The 17,546-nt window shown below is 64.8% G+C and carries 14 protein-coding genes and 1 tRNA gene; 13 read left to right on the plus strand and 2 right to left on the minus strand.

The features are described 5' to 3' along the window. Nucleotides 1-116 precede the first annotated feature (116 nt). The 6 genes from AC1MHZ_RS06945 (at nucleotide 117) to AC1MHZ_RS06970 (ending at nucleotide 3,857) form a co-directional block, all read left to right on the plus strand. A tRNA-Glu gene (locus AC1MHZ_RS06945) sits at nucleotides 117-192 on the plus strand. A 166-nt stretch (nucleotides 193-358) separates the two neighbouring features. Further along, entirely contained in the window at nucleotides 359-898 is a 540-nt protein-coding gene (locus AC1MHZ_RS06950; protein WP_084855043.1) for a TetR/AcrR family transcriptional regulator, read from the plus strand. Between the two features lie 22 nt (nucleotides 899-920). Beyond that, entirely contained in the window at nucleotides 921-1,754 is an 834-nt protein-coding gene (locus AC1MHZ_RS06955; protein WP_084855044.1) for an alpha/beta fold hydrolase, read from the plus strand. Nucleotides 1,755-1,797: 43 nt separating this feature from the next. Next, nucleotides 1,798-2,232, plus strand: coding sequence for an acyl-CoA thioesterase (locus AC1MHZ_RS06960; protein WP_084855045.1), 435 nt, complete (start codon nucleotides 1,798-1,800; stop codon nucleotides 2,230-2,232). A gap of 51 nt (nucleotides 2,233-2,283) precedes the next feature. Next, nucleotides 2,284-3,255, plus strand: a complete 972-nt coding sequence (locus AC1MHZ_RS06965; protein ID WP_084855046.1) for a tRNA dihydrouridine synthase — start codon at nucleotides 2,284-2,286, stop codon at nucleotides 3,253-3,255. A gap of 158 nt (nucleotides 3,256-3,413) precedes the next feature. Next, entirely contained in the window at nucleotides 3,414-3,857 is a 444-nt protein-coding gene (locus tag AC1MHZ_RS06970; protein WP_084855047.1) for an Hsp20 family protein, read from the plus strand. Nucleotides 3,858-3,917: 60 nt separating this feature from the next. Here AC1MHZ_RS06970 and AC1MHZ_RS06975 read toward each other — a convergent pair whose 3' ends face one another. Both AC1MHZ_RS06975 and AC1MHZ_RS06980 read right to left on the minus strand, forming a co-directional pair. Further along, the gene (locus tag AC1MHZ_RS06975) at nucleotides 3,918-7,214 is read right to left on the minus strand and encodes a PAS domain S-box protein (protein WP_482966166.1); all 3,297 of its coding nucleotides are present in this window, start codon (nucleotides 7,212-7,214) and stop codon (nucleotides 3,918-3,920) included. Nucleotides 7,215-7,270: 56 nt separating this feature from the next. Continuing rightward, nucleotides 7,271-8,149: a LysR family transcriptional regulator gene (locus AC1MHZ_RS06980; RefSeq protein ID WP_084855049.1), complete on the minus strand. Its 879-nt coding sequence runs from the start codon at nucleotides 8,147-8,149 to the stop codon at nucleotides 7,271-7,273. A 131-nt stretch (nucleotides 8,150-8,280) separates the two neighbouring features. Between AC1MHZ_RS06980 and leuC the strand changes: the two genes are divergently transcribed. The 7 genes from leuC (at nucleotide 8,281) to AC1MHZ_RS07015 (ending at nucleotide 17,486) form a co-directional block, all read left to right on the plus strand. Further along, nucleotides 8,281-9,714, plus strand: coding sequence for a 3-isopropylmalate dehydratase large subunit (leuC, locus tag AC1MHZ_RS06985; protein WP_084855050.1), 1,434 nt, complete (start codon nucleotides 8,281-8,283; stop codon nucleotides 9,712-9,714). Beyond that, nucleotides 9,711-10,355 carry a 3-isopropylmalate dehydratase small subunit gene (gene leuD, locus AC1MHZ_RS06990; RefSeq protein WP_084855051.1) on the plus strand — a complete coding sequence of 215 codons (645 nt, stop codon included), beginning with the start codon at nucleotides 9,711-9,713 and terminating at the stop codon, nucleotides 10,353-10,355. Before leuC ends, leuD begins: the two co-directional genes overlap by 4 nt. 148 nt (nucleotides 10,356-10,503) lie before the next feature. Next, nucleotides 10,504-11,268 (plus strand): class I SAM-dependent methyltransferase, encoded by a 765-nt coding sequence (locus AC1MHZ_RS06995; RefSeq protein ID WP_084855052.1) that lies wholly within the window; start codon nucleotides 10,504-10,506, stop codon nucleotides 11,266-11,268. A gap of 54 nt (nucleotides 11,269-11,322) precedes the next feature. Next, entirely contained in the window at nucleotides 11,323-12,405 is a 1,083-nt protein-coding gene (gene leuB / locus AC1MHZ_RS07000; protein WP_084855053.1) for a 3-isopropylmalate dehydrogenase, read from the plus strand. Nucleotides 12,406-12,469: 64 nt separating this feature from the next. Beyond that, the gene (gene asd / locus AC1MHZ_RS07005; RefSeq protein WP_084855054.1) at nucleotides 12,470-13,582 is read left to right on the plus strand and encodes an aspartate-semialdehyde dehydrogenase; all 1,113 of its coding nucleotides are present in this window, start codon (nucleotides 12,470-12,472) and stop codon (nucleotides 13,580-13,582) included. Between the two features lie 185 nt (nucleotides 13,583-13,767). Further along, nucleotides 13,768-14,772: an aspartate-semialdehyde dehydrogenase gene (locus AC1MHZ_RS07010; protein WP_482966167.1), complete on the plus strand. Its 1,005-nt coding sequence runs from the start codon at nucleotides 13,768-13,770 to the stop codon at nucleotides 14,770-14,772. Nucleotides 14,773-14,843: 71 nt separating this feature from the next. Next, complete coding sequence (locus AC1MHZ_RS07015) at nucleotides 14,844-17,486, plus strand: motility hub landmark protein FimV (protein ID WP_482966168.1); 2,643 nt, start codon at nucleotides 14,844-14,846, stop codon at nucleotides 17,484-17,486. Nucleotides 17,487-17,546 lie beyond the last annotated feature (60 nt).

A 17,546-nucleotide genomic window follows, 5' to 3' on the forward strand; every position in this document is an offset into this window, starting at 1 on the left:
GGCTATAGCTCAGCTGGGAGAGCGCCTGCATGGCATGCAGGAGGTCAGCGGTTCGATCCCGCTTAGCTCCACCAATTCTGCCAGGGCCTGCGTAAGCAGCCTGCACGAAGGTTCACGTCCCCTTCGTCTAGTGGCCTAGGACACCGCCCTTTCACGGCGGTAACAGGGGTTCGAGTCCCCTAGGGGACGCCATTTTTACCCGCGTTTTGCGGGACTTCAAAGGCTCATTCGCATATTGAATGGGCCTTTTGTTTTTCTCCTTCCGAAAAACATCTGCTGCACGGCCGGCAGCAGATTTTGCTTGCCAATAAATATTACGAGCATAATATTACGCTCATAATGTTTTCGAGAGCCGGCCATGAGCGACAAGAAGAGCAAGACCCGCGAGCGCATCCTGGATGCGGCCTGCAGCGCCCTTATCCAGCACGGCCCCGCTGAACCGAGCGTGAGCCAGGTAATGAGCGCCGCAGGGCTGACGGTAGGTGGGTTCTATGCCCATTTCGACAGCAAGGATGAACTTATGCTGGAGGCGTTTCGCCAGTTACTGGGTGAGCGACGTGCATTGCTCGCCCAGGTGGACCCCAGCCTCGATGCCGAAGGGCGGCGGGCCCTGGTAGCGGCCTTCTACCTGTCGCGCAAGCACCGCGATGCCGAGGAGCATGCCTGCCCGCTGCCCAATGCCTTGAGCGAGATGCAGCGTTTGCCGGGTGCCTTCCGTGAGGTGCTGGCCGAGCACATCGAGCTGATCACCGCGCAGATGGTCGATCGGCCCGAAGACATCGACAAGGCCATCGCCGACCTCGCCTTGATGGTTGGCGGCCTGGCCCTGGCCCGAGCCCTGGGCGGTACCGAGCTGTCCGACCGGATCCTGCGTGCCGCCAAGTCGGCGGTGATCTGAACCACCTCCCCTGGAGCAAGCCATGACTACCCTGAGCTGGATTCGCGGCGTCAACGCAACCCTCGGCCGCCTGGCCCCCGAGCATGTCGCCGGGAGAATGCGCCGGGCCTTCATGACCCCGCGCAATTTGCCCCCGCGGCAGTGGGAGCTGCCGCTGCTGGCCAGGGCCGAGCGCATCACACTGCGTTTCGGCTTGTCGGCCCTGCGCTGGGGCAAGGGACCGACCGTGTTGATGATGCACGGTTGGGAAGGGCGTCCAACGCAATTCGCCGCGCTGATCGACACCCTGGTGGCCGCCGGGCATACGGTGGTCGCCCTGGAGGGCCCGGCCCATGGTCGCTCTCCAGGCCAACAGGCGCATGTGGTGCTGTTCGCCCGTGCCCTGTTGGAGGCCGCTGGCGAATTGCCACCGCTGCGGGCCGTGATCGGCCATTCCATGGGGGGCGCCAGCCTGCTGCTGGCTTTGCAATGGGGCTTGCGTACCGAGGCGGCGGTGAGCATCGCTGCGCCGGCGCAGCTATTGGGTGTTCTGCGTGGCTTCGCCCATCGGCTAGGGCTGCCGGCACGCGCCAGGGCGGCCTTCATTCGTCAGATCGAACAGGATGTCGGCGTGCAGATTTCGCGCCTGGACGTCAGCGGCTATCAGCTGGACGTGCCCGGGCTGGTGGTGCACGCCAGTGACGACCCCCTGGTGCCGGCCAGCGAGGCCCAGTTGATCCACAAGGCCTGGTTCGACAGCCGCCTGATGGTGCTGGAGGAGGGTGGGCACCAGCGTGTGCTGGCCGACCCGCGGCTGAACGAGGCCGTGCTCGAGCTGCTGGCCCGCACCGCGATCGGCGCACGGCAAAGCGCCTGAGATCCGGTACACTCTGCCCGTTCACTGACCAATGGGAGCGGGCATGAGCTGGGACCTGGCATCGCCATTCATCATCGACCTTCGCGTCGGCGCCGAGGACATCGACGGCCTCGGCCACGCCAACAACGCCGTCTACGTCACCTGGCTGGAGCGCTGCGCCTGGCGGCATTCCCAGCGCCTGGGGCTGGACCTGGCCGAATACCGGCGCCTGGACCGCGCCATGGCCGTGGTGCGCCACGAAATCGACTACCTGGCCGCCGCCTACGAGGACGACGAGCTGCAACTGGCCACCTGGATCATCGACTGGGACCAGCGCCTGCGCATGACCCGCCGCTTCCAGCTCAAGCGCCCCCGCGATGGTGTCACCGTGCTGCGCGCACAAACCACCTTCGCCTGTATCGAGCTTTCCAGCGGCAAGCCCAAGCGCATGCCAGCCGAGTTTCTCGACGGCTACGGCCCGGCGCTGATCGGCGCCTGAACGCGCTGTCTTTTTTGCTAGACTGCCGCCTTTTTGCGCTGAGACCCTGAAATGCAAATTGCCCTGGCCCCCATGGAGGGGCTGGTCGACAACATCCTGCGCGACGTCCTGACCCGGGTCGGTGGCATCGATTGGTGCGTCACCGAGTTCATCCGTGTCTGCGATCGCCTGTTGCCGCCTTCGTCGTTCGACAAGCTGGCGCCGGAGCTGCGCCAGGGCGCACGGACCGCAGCCGGGGTGCCGATGCGCGTGCAACTGCTCGGCTCCGACCCGGCGTGCCTGGCCGATAACGCGGTGCTGGCCTGCGAGCTTGGCGCGCCAGTGATCGACCTGAACTTCGGCTGCCCGGCCAAGACCGTGAACAAGTCACGCGGTGGCGCGGTGTTGCTCAAGGAGCCGGAGCTGCTGCACGCCATTGTTCGTGAAGTGCGCCGGGCGGTGCCGGCACACATTCCGGTAACGGCGAAGATGCGCCTGGGCTTCGACAGCCCGGACGGCGCCCTGGAATGCGCCACGGCCTTGGCCGAAGGCGGTGCCGGGCATTTGGTGGTGCATGCCCGGACCAAGGTCGAAGGCTACAAGCCGCCGGCTCACTGGGAGTGGGTGGCGCGGGTACAGGATGTGGTGAAGGTGCCGGTGTTCGCCAATGGCGAGATCTGGAGCGTGGACGATTGGCGTCGTTGCCGTGAAGTCAGCGGAGCCGAGGACATCATGCTCGGCCGGGGCCTGGTCTCGCGGCCGGACCTGGGCCTGCAGATCGCCGCTGCGCGCGATGGGCGGGACTATCAGCCCATGAGCTGGGACGAGCTGCTGCCGCTGCTGCGCGAATTCTGGCGCCAGGCCCAGGCCAAGCTGTCGCCGCGCTATGCGCCGGGGCGGCTGAAGCAGTGGCTGGCCATGCTGACCCGCAGCTATCCTGAGGCGGTGGCATTGTTCGCCCAGTTGCGGCGCGAGGATGACTGCCTGCGGATCAGTGGGCTGCTCGGGGTTGGCGTGCAGGCATTCGATGAGTGCGTTGCCTGACCGGCCCAATCCAAGGCAATTGCTTCACGGAGCTGGCGCACAAAAAATTTTGCTCATGCCTCTTGAAACCGTCTTGTCGGCCCCTATCTCTTGAGTACGCGATGCCGAAGTCGGGTCGCGTAGTGACTTAACTTGCTGAATCTCAGGAGTTCATGACCATGACTACCGCTTTCTCTCTCGCACCGCTGTTCCGCAATTCCGTCGGCTTCGACCGTTTCAATGACCTGTTCGAGTCCGCGGCACGTAACGAGGCGGGTAGCAGCTACCCTCCCTACAATGTGGAAAAGCACGGCGATGACCACTATCGCATCGTGGTTGCCGCAGCCGGTTTCCAGGAGCAGGACCTCGACCTTCAGGTCGAGAAAGGCGTCCTGACCGTCACCGGCGGCAAGCGCGACAACAGCACCGAAGGCGTTACCTACCTGCACCAGGGCATTGCCCAGCGCGCCTTCAAGCTGTCCTTCCGCCTGGCTGACCACATCGAGGTGAAGGCCGCGGGCCTGGCCAACGGCCTGCTCAGCATCGACCTGCTGCGCATCGTGCCGGAAGAAGCCAAGCCCAAGCGCATCCCGATCAATGGCGAACAGCCTGCGTTGAACTGAGTTCGGCTCAGTGAAGAAAGGGCACCTTCGGGTGCCCTTTTTGCGTTTCTGGGACGCGCCTCAATAATCCGCCGGGGTCTCGATCAATATCTGGCGGAACTCTATCAGCGGCAGTGGCCGACTGTGCAGGTAGCCTTGGTACAGGTGGCAACCCTGGCGCTCGAGGAATTCCAGCTGCCCGGACTGCTCGACCCCTTCGGCGATCACCGCCAGGTCCAGGCTGCGGGCCATGGCCACGATGGCCCGGACGATCTCGGCGTCGTTCGGGTCGTTGGGGGCGTCGCGCACGAAGGTCTGGTCGATCTTCAGGGCATCCACCGGCAGGCGCTTGAGGTAGGTCAGTGAGGAGTAGCCTGTGCCGAAGTCGTCCATGGCAAAGCTCACCCCATAGCGTTTGAGTTCGCGCATCTTGCTGATGGTGTCCTCCAGGTTCTGGATGACGATACCCTCGGTGATCTCCAGCGTCAGCATGCTCCGTGGCAGGCGGTAGTCGTCCAGGCTGCGCAGCACCCGTTCGACGAAATCGTTCTGGCGGAATTGCCGGGGGCTGATGTTGACGCACAGGCTGAAGTCGTCGGCATCGATCAGCCCGTCGGCCAGCATGCGTGCGCAGGCATCACAGGCTTCGTCGAGAATCCAGTTGCCAACTTCGAGGATCAGGCCGCTTTCTTCCAATACCTGGATGAACTGCGCCGGAGGTTGCTGGCCCAGCTGAGGGTGATGCCAGCGCAGCAGCACTTCGGCGCCGACGATGCGGTTGTCGCGGGCATCGACCTGGGGCTGGAAGTGCAGGGCAAGCTCGCCTCTGGCCAGGGCCAGGCGTAGGTCGGTCTCCATGCGCAGGCGCTCGCTGGCCGCCTTCTGCATGGTGGTATGGAACAGCTGTGTGGTGTTGCGCCCCGAGTCCTTGGCCCGGTAGAGGGCGATATCGGCACGTTTGAGCAGGTCGGCCGGGGTCGCGCCGTGGTCGGGAATCAACGCCACGCCGATGCTCGGCGTCACCTGCAGGCGCTGGCCGTCCAGGGACATTGGCTCGGCGAGCAGCTCGCGCAGGGTGTCGGCCAGGTCGCGGACCTTGTGCTCGACCTGTTCGCGGCTGCCCTCCAGGCCGCTGAGCAGCACCACGAACTCGTCGCCGCCCAGGCGCGCCACGGTGTCTTCCAGGCGAACGCTGGCCTCCAGGCGGGCGGTGATGATCTTGAGCACGGTATCGCCCACCGGGTGGCCGAGGGAGTCGTTGATGTGCTTGAAGTGGTCCAGGTCCAGGAACAGCAGGGCGCCGCGCAGGTTGTGACGCTTGAGCAGGGCGATCTGCTGGCTCAGGCGGTCCATCAGCAGGGCGCGGTTGGGCAGGTTGGTCAGTGGGTCGTGGTAGGCCAGGTGGCGGATCTGTGCCTGCGCATTCTTCAACTGGCTGACGTCCCGGGCGGTCAACAGCAGGCAGTCGGCTTCGTTGAGGCTGAGCGGTTCCACCGAGACCTCCACGGTCAGGATGTCACCGCGTTTGTTGCGCCCGAGCATTTCCCGGTGATGCACCCGGCCATGCTCCTTGAGCTCGGTCAACAAGGCGGCGCGTTGCTTCTCGTCGGCCCAGATGCCGATCTCATAGACGCTGCGGCCGATCACCTCGGCAGCGCTGTAACCGGTCAGTCGGCAGAAACCATCGTTCACCTCCAGGTAGCGGCCCGTCCTGCGTTCGGTGAGGGTGATGGCGTCGGGGCTGGAATGGAAGGCCTTGGCGAACTTTTCCTCGCTGGCCTTGAGCGCTGCCTCGGCGCGCTGCTGCTGGGTGATGTCACGCAGCGTCGTGACGCTGCAGGGGGCACCGTCGACCGTGATCAGGCAGCTGGAAATCAGGCAAGTGAGGGCGGTGCCGTTGCGGTGATTGACCACCACTGCCACGTTGCTCAGGGCTTTTTCGCGGATCACCCGCTCGATGCGCTGCGCGCGGGCGGCCGATTCGGCCCATAGGCCGATCTGCTCGGCAGTGCGGCCGATTACCTGGTCGGCGCTCCAGCCGAAGGTCTGGGTGAAGGCGCGGTTGATCTCGATGAACTGGCCACTGTCCTGGCGGGTCACGCAGATCGGGTCGGGGCTGACCTGGAACAGGCTGGCGAACTTTTCCTCCGAGGCCGTCAGACGCTGTTCACGTTCCACTTGATCGGTGATGTCGAGCAGGGTGCCGGCCATGCGCAGCGGGTTGCCTTGCTCGTCGCGGTACAGGCGGGCGCGGCTTTCGATATAGCGCGAGGCGCCGTTCTCCAGTTGCACGCGATAGGTGATCTGGTAGTTGCCCGCCGGCCCTTCGCGCAGGCTGCGGTAGGCCTGGCGCATGACGTTGCGCTCCTGCTCGGGCACGCCCTCGAAGAAGGCGTCGAAGGACTCGTGGAACGGCACCGGTTCCAGCCCGTGCAATTGCGCGGCGCGGGCCGAGCCATAGAGCATGCCGCTGGGGATGTGCCAGTCCCAGGTGCCCAGTTGCGCGGAGTCCAGCGCAAGGTCCAGGCGCTCCTGGCTGTCCTTGAGCGCCTGTTCGGCGCGCTTGCGTTCGCTGGTGTCGACGAAGGTGCTGAGCAGGTACGTCACGCCCTCGAGCTCGATGCTCTGGGTGCACAAGATGCCGTCATGGAGCTTGCCGGTACTGGCCCGGAACTGCACTTCCAGGGTCAGCGGGCCGCCGTTGCCGCGGGTATTGTCCAGCACTTGGTGGCGCAGGTCAGGGTTGACCCACAGGCCCAGCTCCAGGGTGGTCTTGCCGACCACCTGGTCGCCCGGCCAGCCGAACATGTCCTCGAAGTGCTGGTTGACCTCGTAGATCATGCCGTCGTGGCGGCGGGTCAGGAGAATGGCATTGGGGCTCAGGTGAAACAGCGTGGCAAAGCGCTTTTCCGAGTTGATCAGCGCGGTTTCCCGCTCCCGTTGGCGGGTGATCTCACGTACCACGCCGATCATCTGCGGGCGGCCGTGGTGGTCGTGGGTCAGGCTGCCATTGATCTCCAGCCAATGCAGGCTGCCGTCCGGCCAGCGGATGCGGTGGCGCATGGCCTGTTCCACCGGCTCGCCATTGACCACGGCCTGGAACACCTGGCGTGTGCGGGCGCGGTCTTCCTCGGGCAACAACTCGAGGTAGTCGATATCGCGGGGCATCGGCCGCTGCGGGTCGAAACCGAACAGTGCCTGGGTGGCGCGGGACCAACTGACCCGGCCGCTTTCGATATCCCAGAGCCAGGCGCCGAGACGGGCCCCATTGAGCGCGGCCAGCAGTTGCGGGGCGTTCTGCCAGGTCTGCTCCGACTCCTGGGGATCCGCCGCGTGGATGCGCGGCAGGCGCGGAAAACGGTTTGCTGATTTTGGCATCGATACCAGACCTTTGGCGGATGACGCGTCCTTGAAGAAGGCCGACCGACCCGGGGTCAGGCGGACCCCGCGTGACTGTCGAGCAAGGCCATGAACGCCCTGGCCGCATTCGACAGCGTGCGTTCCGTATGCAGAATGTAGCCTAGCTGGCGAGACAGCTGTATGCCGGGCAAGGCGATGGATGCAACCTGTTCATCGAGCATGGTGCGCGGTAGCACGCTCCAGGCCAGGCCGATGGACACCATCATCTTGATGGTTTCCAGGTAGTTGGTGCTCATGGCGATGTTCGGTGTCAGCCCCTGGCTTTCGAACAGCCGCTGGACGATGTGGTGGGTGAAGGTGTTGCCGCCGGGGAATACAGCCGGGTGGCGGGCCACATCGGCGAGGCCGACCTGCTGGTTGCTGGCCAAGGGGTGTTCCGGTGCTGCAACGAAATCCAGGGCATCGTCCCATACCGGCACTGCCCGAATCAGGTGATGAGGCTCGGGGGCAAGGGTGATCACGGCAATTTCCGCACGGCCATGGAGAATTTCATCGTAGGCCGCTTCCGAATCGAGGAACTGAATATCCAGCGCAACGCCGGGGTGCTCCCGGGTGAAGGCCCGTAACAGCGGGGGCAGGCGGTGCAGGCCGATATGGTGGCTGGTGGCCAGGGTCAGGCGACCCGTGACTTCGCCGGTCAAATTGTTCAACGCCCGTCGGGTATCATCCAGTACGTTGAGGATCTGGTAGGCGCGCGGCAGCAGGGCCCGGCCCGCCTCGGTCAGTGTCACTTCGCGGCCCAGACGGTCGAACAGGCGTACGTCCAGTTGCTGCTCGAGCCCGGCGATGCGCTTGCTGATGGCTGGCTGGGTCAGGTGCAGGCGTTCACCGGCCCCCGAAAAGCTGCCGGTCTCGGCGATGGCGATGAAAGCGCTGAGGTTAGCCAGGTCCACGGCATCGAATTCCTATTGGTTATCCAAAGCATAAAAATTATGAATTTGAGTTATTCAATCTAACGCCATAGCATCGACCGTACAAGCCAAGGGGTTATTGGCATAGAAATACGCTGATGAGGAACAGTCTGATGGCTGGCAAAACGCTCTACGACAAACTCTGGGAAGCACATGAAGTCAAGCGACGCGACGATGGTTCGTCCTTGATCTACATCGACCGTCACATCATCCACGAAGTGACCTCGCCCCAGGCCTTCGAAGGCCTGCGCCTGGCCAACCGCAAGCCGTGGCGCATCGATGCCAACATCGCCACCCCGGACCACAACGTGCCGACCACGCCCGAGCGCAAGGGCGGCATCGATGCCATCGTCGACCAGGTGTCGCGCCTGCAGGTGCAGACCCTCGACGAGAACTGTGACGAGTACGGCATCGTCGAATTCAAGATGAACGACGAACGCCAGGGCATCGTCCACGTCATCAGCCCTGAGCAGGGCGCCACCTTGCCTGGCATGACCGTGGTCTGCGGCGACTCGCACACCTCGACCCACGGTGCCTTCGGCGCGCTGGCCCACGGCATCGGCACCTCCGAGGTCGAGCATGTGCTCGCCACCCAGTGCCTGGTCGCCAAGAAGATGAAGAACATGCTGGTGCGCGTCGAAGGCACCTTGCCTGCCGGCGTGACCGCCAAGGACATCGTCCTGGCCGTGATCGGCAAGATCGGCACCGCCGGTGGCAATGGCCACGCCATGGAGTTCGCCGGCAGCGCCATCCGTGAGTTGTCCATGGAAGGCCGCATGACCATCTGCAACATGTCCATCGAAGCCGGTGCCCGTGTGGGTCTGGTGGCTGTGGACGACACCACCGTCGCCTACGTCGAGGGCCGCCCGTACGCGCCCAAGGGCGAGCAGTGGACGCAGGCGGTGCAGGCCTGGAAGGGTTTGGTCTCCGATGCCGACGCGGTGTTCGACACCGTGGTCGAACTGGACGCCTCGCAGATCAAGCCACAGGTCAGCTGGGGCACCTCGCCGGAGATGGTCCTGGCCGTCGACCAGCGCGTGCCGGACCCGGCCGCCGAGCCTGACCTGATCAAGCGCGGCTCCATCGAGCGAGCGCTCAAGTACATGGGCCTGGCCGCCAACCAGGCGATCACCGACATCAAGCTCGACCGCGTCTTCATCGGCTCGTGCACCAACTCGCGTATCGAAGACCTGCGCGCCGCTGCCGAGATCGCCAAGGGCCGCAAGGTCGCGGCCAACGTCAAGCAGGCGCTGGTGGTACCGGGCTCCGGCCTGGTCAAGGCCCAGGCCGAGCGTGAAGGGCTGGACAAGATCTTCATCGAGGCCGGTTTCGAATGGCGTGAGCCCGGCTGTTCCATGTGCCTGGCCATGAACCCGGACCGTCTGGAGAGCGGCGAGCATTGCGCCTCGACCTCCAACCGCAACTTCGAAGGCCGTCAGGGCGCCGGTGGCCGTACCCACCTGGTCAGCCCGGCCATGGCCGCCGCCGCCGCAGTGACCGGCCACTTCATCGATGTCCGCGAGTTGATCCAAGGGAGCGCAGCATGAAAGCCTTTACCCAGCACACCGGCCTTGTCGCGCCATTGGATCGCGCCAACGTCGACACCGACCAGATCATCCCCAAGCAATTTCTGAAGTCGATCAAGCGTACCGGCTTCGGCCCCAACCTGTTCGACGAGTGGCGCTACCTGGACGTGGGCCAGCCCTACCAGGACAACAGCAAGCGCCCGTTGAACAAGGATTTCGTGCTCAACCACGAACGCTACCAGGGAGCCAGTGTGTTGCTGGCACGGGAGAACTTCGGTTGCGGTTCGAGCCGCGAGCACGCTCCGTGGGCGCTGGACGAATACGGCTTCCGTAGCGTCATCGCCCCGAGCTTCGCCGACATCTTCTTCAACAACAGCTTCAAGAATGGCCTGCTGCCGATCATCCTCAGCGACGAGGAAGTCGACGAGCTGTTCAGGCAGGTCGAGGCCAACCCGGGCTATCAGCTGACCATCGATTTGCAGGCCCAGGCCGTGACCCGTCCGGACGGCAAGGTGCTGCACTTCGAGATTGACGCCTTCCGCAAGCATTGCTTGCTCAACGGCCTCGATGACATCGGCCTGACCCTGCAGGACAGCGACGCGATCAAGGCATTCGAAGGCAAGCACCGCGCAGCGCAGCCTTGGCTGTTCCGTGATGCCTGAAGTGTGCAGGTGACAGTACCGGCCTCTTCGCGGGTAGATCCGCACCCACAGGTACAGCGCAGGGTTCGACACCTGTAGAGGTCCTGTGGGAGCGGGTTTACCTGCGAAAGGGCCGGTGCAGGCAGCAAGAAACCCAAAGGATCGAGACATGACCAGCACCCAACACACCGATGTTGTCCAACGCCAGTTCGGCGAACAGGCCAACGCCTACCTCAGCAGCGCCGTGCATGCACAGGGCAGTGAATTCGCCCTGCTGCAGGCCGAGTTGGCGGGGCAGGGCCATGCCCGTGTACTGGATCTGGGCTGCGGTGCCGGTCATGTCAGTTTCCATGTCGCTCCGCTGGTGGCCGAAGTGGTTGCCTACGACCTCTCCCAAGCCATGCTCGACGTGGTCGCCCGTGCCGCTGCCGAGCGCGGCCTGGCCAATATCACTACCGAACGCGGCGCCGCCGAACGCCTGCCGTTCGCCGACGCCGCGTTCGACTTCGTCTTCAGCCGCTACTCGGCCCATCACTGGAGCGACCTTGGGCTGGCCCTGCGCGAAGTGCGCCGGGTGCTCAAGCCGGGCGGCGTAGCGGCCTTCATCGACGTCATGTCGCCAGGTAGCCCATTGCTCGACACCTACCTGCAAACGGTGGAAGTGCTGCGTGATACCAGTCACGTGCGTGATTACTCCGCCGCCGAATGGCAGCGCCAGGTCAGCGAGGCGGGCCTGCATGTACGCAGCCATACCCGTCAGCCGCTGCGCCTGGAGTTCGGCAGCTGGGTCGAGCGCATGCGCACCCCCGAGCCGATGCGCGTGGCCATCCGCCAGTTGCAGCAAGCCATGGGCGAAGAAGTGCGGCAGTATTACCAAGTCGAGGCCGATGGCTCGTTCAGCACGGACGTGCTGGTGTTGTGGGCCGAGCGTTAAGAACTTTTCGGTGTGGCCCGCTTGGCTGCACCGTGTGAATGGATAGAGGAAAGCATGAGCAAGCAGATTCTGATTCTCCCAGGTGATGGCATCGGCCCGGAAATCATGGCCGAGGCCGTCAAGGTGCTGGAGCTGGCCAACGACAAGTTCCAGCTCGGCGTCACCCTGGAGCACGACGTCATCGGCGGTGCCGCCATCGACAAGCACGGCGTGCCGCTGGCCGACGAGACCCTGGAGCGCGCACGCAAGGCCGACGCAGTGCTGCTCGGTGCGGTGGGCGGGCCGAAGTGGGACAAGCTTGAGCGCGACATCCGCCCCGAGCGTGGCCTGCTGAAGATCCGCTCTCAACTGGGCCTGTTCGCCAACCTGCGTCCGGCGATCCTCTACCCGCAACTGGCCGATGCCTCCTCGCTCAAGCCGGAAATCGTCGCCGGCCTGGACATCCTCATCGTCCGTGAGCTGACCGGCGGCATCTACTTCGGTGCTCCGCGCGGCCAGCGCGAACTCGAAGGCGGCGAGCGCCAGGCCTACGACACCCTGCCGTACAGCGAAAGCGAAGTGCGCCGCATCGCCCGCGTCGGCTTCGACATGGCTCGTGTGCGCGGCAAGAAGCTGTGCTCGGTGGACAAGGCCAACGTCCTGGCCTCCAGCCAGCTCTGGCGCGAAGTGGTCGAGGACGTGGCCAAGGACTACCCGGACGTCGAACTCAGCCACATGTACGTCGACAACGCCGCCATGCAGCTGGTCCGTGCACCCAAGCAGTTCGACGTGATGGTGACGGACAACATGTTCGGTGACATTCTGTCGGATGAAGCTTCCATGCTGACCGGTTCCATCGGCATGCTGCCGTCTGCGTCGCTCGATGCCAACAACAAGGGCATGTACGAGCCGTGCCACGGCTCGGCCCCAGACATCGCCGGGCAGGGCATCGCCAACCCGTTGGCGACCATCCTGTCGGTGTCGATGATGCTGCGCTACAGCTTCAACCAGGTGGCTGCCGCCGACGCGATCGAGCAGGCTGTCAGCCGGGTGCTGGACCAAGGCCTGCGTACCGGCGACATTTGGTCGGCCGGGTGCAGCAAGGTAGGTACGCAGGAAATGGGCGACGCAGTAGTCGCAGCGCTGCGGAATCTGTAATCTCTCTGGCCCGCCATCGTCTTCCCTTCGATGGCGGCCCACTTTTAGCAAAGGTGTAGTTGCGATGAAACGTGTAGGTCTGATCGGTTGGCGCGGTATGGTCGGTTCCGTGCTCATGCAGCGGATGCTGGAGGAGCAGGATTTCGACCTCATCGAGCCGGTGTTCTTCACCACGTCCAACGTGGGTGGCCAGGGTCCGAACGTGGGCAAGGACATTGCTCCGCTCAAGGACGCCTATAGCATCGAAGAACTCAAGACCCTCGACGTCATCCTGACCTGCCAGGGCGGCGACTACACCAACGAAGTCTTCCCCAAGCTGCGCGAAGCCGGCTGGCAGGGCTACTGGATCGACGCCGCCTCGTCCCTGCGCATGCACGATGACGCGGTGATCATCCTCGACCCGGTCAACCGCAAGGTCATCGACCAGCAGCTGGACGCCGGTACCAAGAACTACATCGGCGGCAACTGCACCGTCAGCCTGATGCTGATGGGCCTGGGTGGCCTGTTCGAGGCGGGCCTGGTGGAGTGGATGAGCGCCATGACCTACCAGGCGGCCTCCGGTGCCGGCGCGCAGAACATGCGTGAACTGATCAAGCAGATGGGCGGCATCCACGCGGCGGTGGCCGATGACCTGGCCAACCCGGCCAGCGCCATCCTCGACATCGACCGCAAGGTCGCCGAGACCATGCGCGGCGAAGCCTTCCCGACCGAGAACTTCGGCGTACCGCTGGCGGGCAGCCTGATCCCCTGGATCGACAAGGAGCTGCCGAACGGCCAGAGCCGCGAGGAATGGAAGGCCCAGGCCGAGACCAACAAGATCCTCGGTCGCTTCAAGAACCCGATCCCGGTCGATGGCATCTGCGTGCGTATCGGCGCCATGCGTTGCCACAGCCAGGCGCTGACCATCAAGCTGAACAAGGACGTGCCGCTGGCGGACATCGAAGGCATGATCAGCCAGCACAATCCTTGGGTGAAGCTGGTGCCGAACCAGCGTGACATCAGCATGCAGGAGCTGAGCCCGACCAAGGTGACCGGTACCCTGAACGTGCCGGTTGGCCGTTTGCGCAAGCTGAACATGGGCTCGCAGTACCTGGGCGCCTTCACTGTGGGTGACCAGCTGCTGTGGGGTGCTGCCGAGCCGCTGCGCCGCATGCTGCGAATCCTGCTGGAGCGTTGATCGCCCCCTCGGTGGATTGAACAAAAAACCCGTGCCCTGGTGGTGCGGGTTTTTTGTTTATGGGGGTACGGTTTGGGGAGCGGAAATCGCGCGCCGCCCCACCCCAAAACTCAAGCCAAGCACTTACCCTCAGCCGTCCAACCCAAGTAAAGTGCCCACCCCAAGTTCCACCAGAAGGATCCCACATGCCCCAGCCCATCGACATCGCCATCATCGGTGCCACCGGTAACGTCGGCGAAACCCTCGTCCAGATCCTCGAGGAACTCGAGTTCCCCGTCGCTACCCTGCACCTGCTGGCCAGCATGGAATCGGCCGGCAGTAACCTCATGTTCCGCGGCAAGAAACTGCGTGTACGCGAAGTCGACAGCTTCGATTTCACCCAGGCCAAGCTTGCATTCTTCGCCGCCAGCCCCGCCGTGACCCGCAGCTTCGCCCCCAAGGCCCAGCTGGCCGGCTGCATGGTCATCGACCTGTCCGGCGGCCTGGATCAGGCCATGGCTGTGGTGCCCGAGGCCAACGGCGACCAGCTCGCCAAGCTCGAGCAACCTGCTCTGATCGCCAGCCCCAGCGCTGCCGCCGTGGCCCTGGCCGTGGCCCTGGCACCGCTCAAGGGCCTGCTGGACATCGAGCGCGTGCAGGTCATGGCATGCCTGGCCGTCTCAGCCCAGGGCCGTGAAGCGGTCAATGAACTGGCGCGCCAGACCGCCGAGCTGCTCAACGCCCGGCCACTGGAGCCGCGCTTCTTCGACCGCCAGGTGGCTTTCAACCTGCTGGCGCGGGTAGGCGCTGCCGATGAGCAAGGCCACACCCGCCTTGAACGCCGCTTGGTCGATGAACTGCGCGTACTGCTCGACCTGCCGACCCTGAAAATCTCCGTGACCTGCGTCCAGGCTCCGGTGTTCTATGGCGACAGCTTCAGCGTGGCCGTGCAGAGCCGGCGCCCGGTCGACCTGGCCGCCGTCAACGATGCCCTGGAAGCCGCCGAAAGCATCGAATTGGTCGAGCCGGACGACTTTCCGACGGCCGTCGGCGACGCAGTGGGCCAAGACGTGGTCTATGTTGGTCGTGTACGCCATGGTATCGACGAACAAGAGCAGCTCAATTTGTGGCTGACCACCGACAACGTGCGCAAGGGCGCAGCGCTCAACGCCGTGCAAGTGGCCGCGTTGTTGATAAAAGACATGGCGTAAAAGATACTGGCGGGTACTTTTGTCCTGCACCATACGCAGGTTTCAGGACGATTCTTACAAGGGAAGAGGTCATGCTTCGAATTCGCAAACTGGTTCTGGCCATGGCGGCAGCCTCGGCGTTGTCGTCCGGCATGGCGAACGCCCTCGGGTTGGGTGAGCTGACCCTCAAGTCGGCACAGAACCAGCCACTGGATGCCGAGATCGAACTGCTCGATGTGCGCGACCTCACCGCGGCTGAAGTGGCGCCGAGCCTCGCGCCACCGGAAGAATTCGCCAAGGCAGGCGTGGCCTATCCCAGCTACCTTGAGGACCTCACCTTCACCCCGGTGATCAACCCCAACGGCAAGAGTGTGTTGCGGGTGACCTCCAGCCAGCCATTGCCGGCGCCGGTGGTGAAGTTCCTGGTCCAGGTGATGTGGCCCCAGGGCCGCCTGTTGCGTGACTACAATGTCCTGCTCGACCAAGCCAAGGCCCAGGGCGAGGCGCCGTCGGCGGCCAATGTCGAACCGGCAGTCAGCGGTGCGGGCAGCTACACCACCAAGCGCCGCGACACCCTGTGGCAGATCGCTGCGCGCAACACCCAAGGCGGCTCGATCCAGCAGACCATGCTGGCGATCCAGGCCTTGAACCCCGATGCTTTCATCGGCAATAACATCAACCAACTCAAGACCGGGCAGGTCCTGCGTCTGCCCGACCCGCAACAGGTCCAGAGCATTCCCCAGGGCGAAGCCGTTCGCGAGGTGGCCGAGCAGTATGCCGCCTGGCGTGAGGGGCGGCGCCTGGGGCCGCGTGCCCGGCAGCTGGACGCCACCCGGCGCGCAGCGGCCGGTGAGGCGCCGGAGCGTATTGCCCAGGGTGACAACCTGCGCCTGGTCAGCCCGGGCGGGCAGGGCGAAGCGGGGGAGACCAAGGCCCTCAGCGACAAGCTCGCGGTGGCCCAGGAAAGCCTGGACACCAGCCGCCGTGACAACGAGGAACTCAAGAGCCGCATGGCCGACCTGCAGAGCCAGCTGGACAAGCTGCAGCGGCTGATCGAGCTCAAGAACGACCAGCTGGCACGCCTCGAAGCGCAGGGGGCGGCGGCGCAAACCCCGCCGCCTGCCGCGTTGCCTGGCGAGCCGGCACCCACGCAACCGCCGGTCAATGCCCAGCTGCCGTCGGCCGAGCCGGTGGTCAAGCCAGCTCCGGCCGCCGTGGACACGGCCCCAGCCGAGCAAGGCGAGCAGGCCCAGAGCGTGCTCGACGAACTGATGGGCAACCCGTTGCTGTTGGGTCTGCTCGCCGGTTCTGCGTTCCTGGTGCTGCTGCTGTTGCTGTTGTTGCTTGCCCGCAAGCGCAAGGCCCAGCAAGAAGCCGAGAAGCACCTGCGCATGGCGCGTGCACTGGCCGAGGAGGGCGAACGCAGCCCTGACCTGAACGCGCCGCCCGGAAGCTTCGATGATCTGGATGTATCGGCGCCGAGCGTGAAGCTCTCGCCGGCGGTGGTCGCCGCTTCGGCCGCCGCTGCCACGGCTGCGGAAAAACCGCTTGCACCGGAGCCGGCGCCCGCGCCGGCAACGCCTGCACCTGACAAGGACCCGATGGCCAGCCTGCTGGCCGAGGTGGACCAGAGCCTGGCGCAAGGCCGCCTGAACCATGCCGCCGACCTGCTCGAGCCGGCAGTGGCTGCCGAGCCGCAGCGCAGCGACCTACGTTTGAAACTGATGGAAGTCTATGCCCGCCAAGGCGACCAGACCGCCTTTGCCGATCAGGAGCGTGCGCTTTCGCCTACCGACCAGAACAAGGCCCAGGTCGACACCTTGAAGGAACGCTTCCCGGCCATGCTCGGCGTCGCCGCCCTTGGCCTGGGGGCGGCGGCCCTGGCGGCCGAGATGGACAAGCAGTACGTCCACGATCTGCTGCAGGACGGCGAACAGGCGCCTGCAGACGCCGAGCCGGACCCGCTCGATACACCTATCGCGACCGAGCACTCGCCTGAGGCAGCGCTGGAGGCTGTCGCCGACGTCCCTGCCATCGAAGAAGATGATCTGGACGGCGCATTCGACCTGAGCCTGGACGATGACCTGCCGGTGGATGCCACGCTTGAGGCCGCGCCGTCGGAGCAAGCCGAAGTGGCCGAAGCTGCGCCACAGGAAGCCGAACCGGTTGCCACCGACGCCGATGCCGATTTCGAAGCCCTGCTGGAGCAAGCCCAGGCCGAGCCGCAGAGTCTCGATGACCTGTCCGATTTCGACCTGGATGTCGGTGAGCCACAAGCGCCGGCAGCAACGGAAGACGCCCCGGTCGACGTAGCTGCAGAGCTGGCGGCTTTCGACGAAATTCCGGAATTCGACCCGCTCTCGGAGCTGGAGCTGCCGGAAGACTTCGACCTGTCGCTGTCGCTGGACGATGAGTCGCCGGCCGACAAGCAGTTCGCCTCGGAGCTCGATGACGTCAATGCCGAGCTGGACAAGCTGTCCCAGAGCCTGGAGTCGCCGTCGCTGGAGCCGCACTTCACTGCCGCCGATGCCGCCCAGGAGCCGGACCCGCTGGACGACCTGGACTTCGACTTCTTCTCCGGCGCCGATGAGGTGGCCACCAAGCTCGACCTGGCGCGTGCCTACATCGACATGGGCGACCACCAGGGCGCCCGCGATATCCTCGATGAAGTGGTCAAGGATGGCGATGACGAGCAGCGCCAGGAGGCCGAGGACATGCTGTCGCGGCTGGTCTGAGATCCAGGCGTGCCCTGGGGGGAGGCCTGTGCAAGGGCTTGTCCCGCGATAGGTCGGCAT

Source organism: Pseudomonas sp. FA-1, assembly GCF_056856075.1.

Excerpts from the sequence above, each read along its gene's own strand:
- AC1MHZ_RS06950 (WP_084855043.1), top strand. The coding sequence starts at position 359 with ATGAGCGACAAGAAGAGCAAGACCCGCGAGCGCATCCTGGATGCGGCC.
- AC1MHZ_RS06955 (WP_084855044.1), top strand. The coding sequence starts at position 921 with ATGACTACCCTGAGCTGGATTCGCGGCGTCAACGCAACCCTCGGCCGC.
- AC1MHZ_RS06960 (WP_084855045.1), top strand. The coding sequence starts at position 1,798 with ATGAGCTGGGACCTGGCATCGCCATTCATCATCGACCTTCGCGTCGGC.
- AC1MHZ_RS06965 (WP_084855046.1), top strand. The coding sequence starts at position 2,284 with ATGCAAATTGCCCTGGCCCCCATGGAGGGGCTGGTCGACAACATCCTG.
- AC1MHZ_RS06970 (WP_084855047.1), top strand. The coding sequence starts at position 3,414 with ATGACTACCGCTTTCTCTCTCGCACCGCTGTTCCGCAATTCCGTCGGC.
- AC1MHZ_RS06975 (WP_482966166.1), bottom strand. The coding sequence starts at position 7,214 with ATGCCAAAATCAGCAAACCGTTTTCCGCGCCTGCCGCGCATCCACGCG.
- leuC (WP_084855050.1), top strand. The coding sequence starts at position 8,281 with ATGGCTGGCAAAACGCTCTACGACAAACTCTGGGAAGCACATGAAGTC.
- leuD (WP_084855051.1), top strand. The coding sequence starts at position 9,711 with ATGAAAGCCTTTACCCAGCACACCGGCCTTGTCGCGCCATTGGATCGC.
- AC1MHZ_RS06995 (WP_084855052.1), top strand. The coding sequence starts at position 10,504 with ATGACCAGCACCCAACACACCGATGTTGTCCAACGCCAGTTCGGCGAA.
- leuB (WP_084855053.1), top strand. The coding sequence starts at position 11,323 with ATGAGCAAGCAGATTCTGATTCTCCCAGGTGATGGCATCGGCCCGGAA.
- asd (WP_084855054.1), top strand. The coding sequence starts at position 12,470 with ATGAAACGTGTAGGTCTGATCGGTTGGCGCGGTATGGTCGGTTCCGTG.
- AC1MHZ_RS07010 (WP_482966167.1), top strand. The coding sequence starts at position 13,768 with ATGCCCCAGCCCATCGACATCGCCATCATCGGTGCCACCGGTAACGTC.
- AC1MHZ_RS07015 (WP_482966168.1), top strand. The coding sequence starts at position 14,844 with ATGCTTCGAATTCGCAAACTGGTTCTGGCCATGGCGGCAGCCTCGGCG.